This is a genomic window from Armatimonas sp. (assembly GCF_043760365.1).
In the GTDB taxonomy this organism is placed as follows: domain Bacteria; phylum Armatimonadota; class Armatimonadia; order Armatimonadales; family Armatimonadaceae; genus Armatimonas.
This window is the reverse complement of the sequence record NZ_JAYUPA010000923.1, coordinates 1-2,907: the sequence shown is the minus strand read 5'-3', so window position 1 is coordinate 2,907 and position 2,907 is coordinate 1. Positions and strand designations below refer to the sequence as shown.

Here is a 2,907-nt window from a genome sequence, read left to right as displayed (position 1 = left end):
GCAATCCCAGCGTCATCCGTTCCCATCAGGGCACTGCTACGAACCCCCACCAAATCAACAAGTCTCTCAATTCCGTGTAACATAGCTTAGTCATTCGGCACAATCATGGGGGATTCCTCCGCCCGTTGATGGCTCCCCCGTTGGAGGGGGGAGCCTGGAGAGCCTCCGGCTACCAAGGGCGTGCCGCCCATACAATCTCGGATGGCCGGAACGGCCTTTGTAGCGCGAAGCGCTCTCCAGCCCTGCCGTTCTGATCGGCAAGGCTACGATGCTACAGCGTCCAAACCTCTCTCTGGGGGGTGGAGAGCCACTCCGCCCCCCCTTCGGTGACAACGACCATATCCTCCAGGCTCCAGTAGCCGTAGCCCTCCACACGCACGCCCAGCTCCAGGGTGTAGACCTGCCCCACTTCCACGGGCCAGTGCGGGGTCTGACCGTAGCGTGCCCAGCACGGGCCGAGAATCCCACCGCCATCGTGCGCGACCCGTCCGACTTGATGTCCCAGCGCATGCAGATACTCGGGATAGCCCGCCGCCACCAGGAAGCTCCGCGCCGCCGCGTCTACCTCCCAGCCAGACACTCCCGGCTTCAGCGCTGCAAAGCCCGCTTCAATCGCGCCCAGCACGGCGGCGTGGGCACGAGAAACGGCCTCGGGAGGAGTATCCCCGACAAACCAGCAGCGCTGCAAGTCCGATGCGTAGCCGTTCTGCACCACGCCGAGATCGAGATGCAGGATATGGCCCGCCTCCAGTGCAAGCTCACCAGGCGTGCCATGGCCCACTGTGGAGTGTGGCCCACAGTTCACCATCGGGTTGCCTTCGGCCTCCCAGGCAAACCCCAGGCCACGCTCGTGGATCTTGCCGTGGACAAACGCACCGATCTGGCGCTCCGTACGTCCCAACGTCGCAAATTCCGCGACTTCCGCAAAGAGGGTGTCGGTCTCGGTGATTGCGCCCCGCATCGCGGCCAGCTCACTTGCGGTCTTGCGGCCTCGCAGCGCCCGGATGATCGGCTCGGCGGAGACAAGGGCGTTGGCGAAGCGCGTGTGAGCGAGGTAGCTCTCTAGTAGCCGAAACATCCCGTAGGTCAGCCCATCGCACTTATTGTCGTTCTCGGAGTAGTTCACCGCAATCTGCGGCGTGGCGACATGCACCGGGATCAGCTCCTCCAGCGCATCAAGAAGCGGCTCGCGGATAGACTGAACATAACCAATGAGCTCGTCCCAGTCGCCGGAATGCTGTAAGCCATCGGTGTCGAAGTTTCCCACCACCGCCACTTTCTTCCCGGACTTGCTCACCAGCAGCGCACTCTGCCATGTCAGCCCGCCCTCCATCAGAAACGGCAAGCACGGGTCGGTAAGCGCACTTGTCTCACGCACAAATGTCAGCCACACATCCACGCCCGACTGCGCCACAATCGCGGCGGCCTGATTTAGCTTCTCACGGGTCAAGTCACTCATGACCAAAAGTTCGTGATGCAGGAGACAAATCCCTCTCTGCCGAATGTGCTTTCATGCAGCGCCAGCAGAGTCATCAAGAGAAGCTTGCCCCTCGTACGCCGAGTACATCGGAGGCACTACAACAAGTTGCGGAACGACTGGAGCAACACACGCGCCGCAAGCCGCTCTTTGAGAGCTTGCTTGGAATCACCACGATATTATTTGTTTCTCTGGCAGTGCTCGGTAGTCAGATCAGTAGTTTCAGTATCGCATTAATCGGGTTGGCTATTGTTCTGTTTGTTCTGCTGGGACTATGTCTTGTCAAGTTCCAACCAGAGGATCGTAAGGGACTTCTCCAAACAACCGCCGCACTCCTTGAGGACCTACCTCGCACCGAGTTGCCCGGGCTCCTGCGGGTTTTACAGGCGCTGGAGCAGGGGCGTGAGAGCGCGAGTAAGCAGGAGAGGCAGGTTCGTCGGGTGGCACTAAGCCTGCTTGGCCACCACCTCGCCCGTGTCCCTCGCGACGAGCTCGATGCCCTCACGCAGGCAGACCGCCACTATCTACTTCGAGAGCTAGAGCGCCGGTTGAAGCGACTCAGGAACTCAAAAATAGGCGAGATAGAGCTGCCGATCCGGCTCTTTCTGGTTCTTGGGGAGCTACAAGAACCCGGAGCAGAGCAGCTCGCACACAAGGCCAGTCGCCATCCGGAGGAGCGCCTCCGAGCAGCGGCACGCGAGTACCGGATCCGCCCACACGAGCGTGGGCGGTAAGAGATATAATCTTCTCGCATGAAACTCTCGCGGCGGACACTGCTTTTATTGTCTCTGACGGCAGGTTGCTCGGGCAGTGGTGGGCCGTCCACTCCCACGGGCATTGTCTTTACGCTGGACTGGCCCGATGCCTCACGGACACTGCCGCTGGCCGCACAGAGCGTGCGCGTTCAGATAAAGCAAGGTAGTAAAGTGCTCGCGACGCGCATTTTTCTAGCGGGGCCAGACAGTGAGGAGCAGCTCACCGACCTTCCCTTTGCCGTCGCGCTCACCCTGGAGGCGGTCGCGTACCCCACACCGGAGGGCACTGGTGCGCCTCTGTCCGCAGCAACGATCCCTTTCAGCTTGCTCCAGGGGAAGCGAGAGCGATTGACGCTCAGTCTGACCTCCGTGATCTCAAGTGTCGTGCTGAGCTCTGTCACCGACGGTGCACAAACCACGCTGACGGCCACGGCGCATGACAGTGTGGGCAGTGCGGTGCTGACCGACCCCGCGCAGTGGGAGTGGAGCACAAGCGACAGCGACCTGGGGTCGCTGGCTCCCACAGGACCAACTGCCGTGTTTACCGAAGCGGGCTTTGGGGTTGCCACCCTTACCGCACGGGAGAAAGAGTCGGGCAAGTCGGCGAATCTGATCCGGCCTATCTGTAGCGGCGACCCGACCCCGACACCCCCACAAGTTGCATCGTTCCCTCTC

General features: G+C 61.3%; 3 protein-coding genes. 2 read left to right on the top strand and 1 reads right to left on the bottom strand.

Annotated elements, in window-relative coordinates; genetic code table 11:
* Positions 1-271: 271 nt before the first annotated feature.
* Complete coding sequence (locus ACH2EH_RS23170) at positions 272-1,459, bottom strand: M24 family metallopeptidase (RefSeq protein ID WP_395145500.1); 1,188 nt, start codon at positions 1,457-1,459, stop codon at positions 272-274.
* Between the two features lie 53 nt (positions 1,460-1,512).
* On the opposite strand from ACH2EH_RS23170, the gene ACH2EH_RS23165 reads away from it, so the two are divergent.
* Entirely contained in the window at positions 1,513-2,211 is a 699-nt protein-coding gene (locus ACH2EH_RS23165; RefSeq protein ID WP_395145498.1) for a hypothetical protein, read from the top strand.
* A gap of 18 nt (positions 2,212-2,229) precedes the next feature.
* On the top strand, positions 2,230-2,907 hold a 678-nt coding region (locus ACH2EH_RS23160; protein WP_395145496.1), incomplete at its 3' end, for a hypothetical protein.

Coding starts and splice junctions, on each gene's coding strand:
- ACH2EH_RS23170 (WP_395145500.1), bottom strand. CDS start 1,459: ATGAGTGACTTGACCCGTGAGAAGCTAAATCAGGCCGCCGCGATTGTG.
- ACH2EH_RS23165 (WP_395145498.1), top strand. CDS start 1,513: ATGCAGCGCCAGCAGAGTCATCAAGAGAAGCTTGCCCCTCGTACGCCG.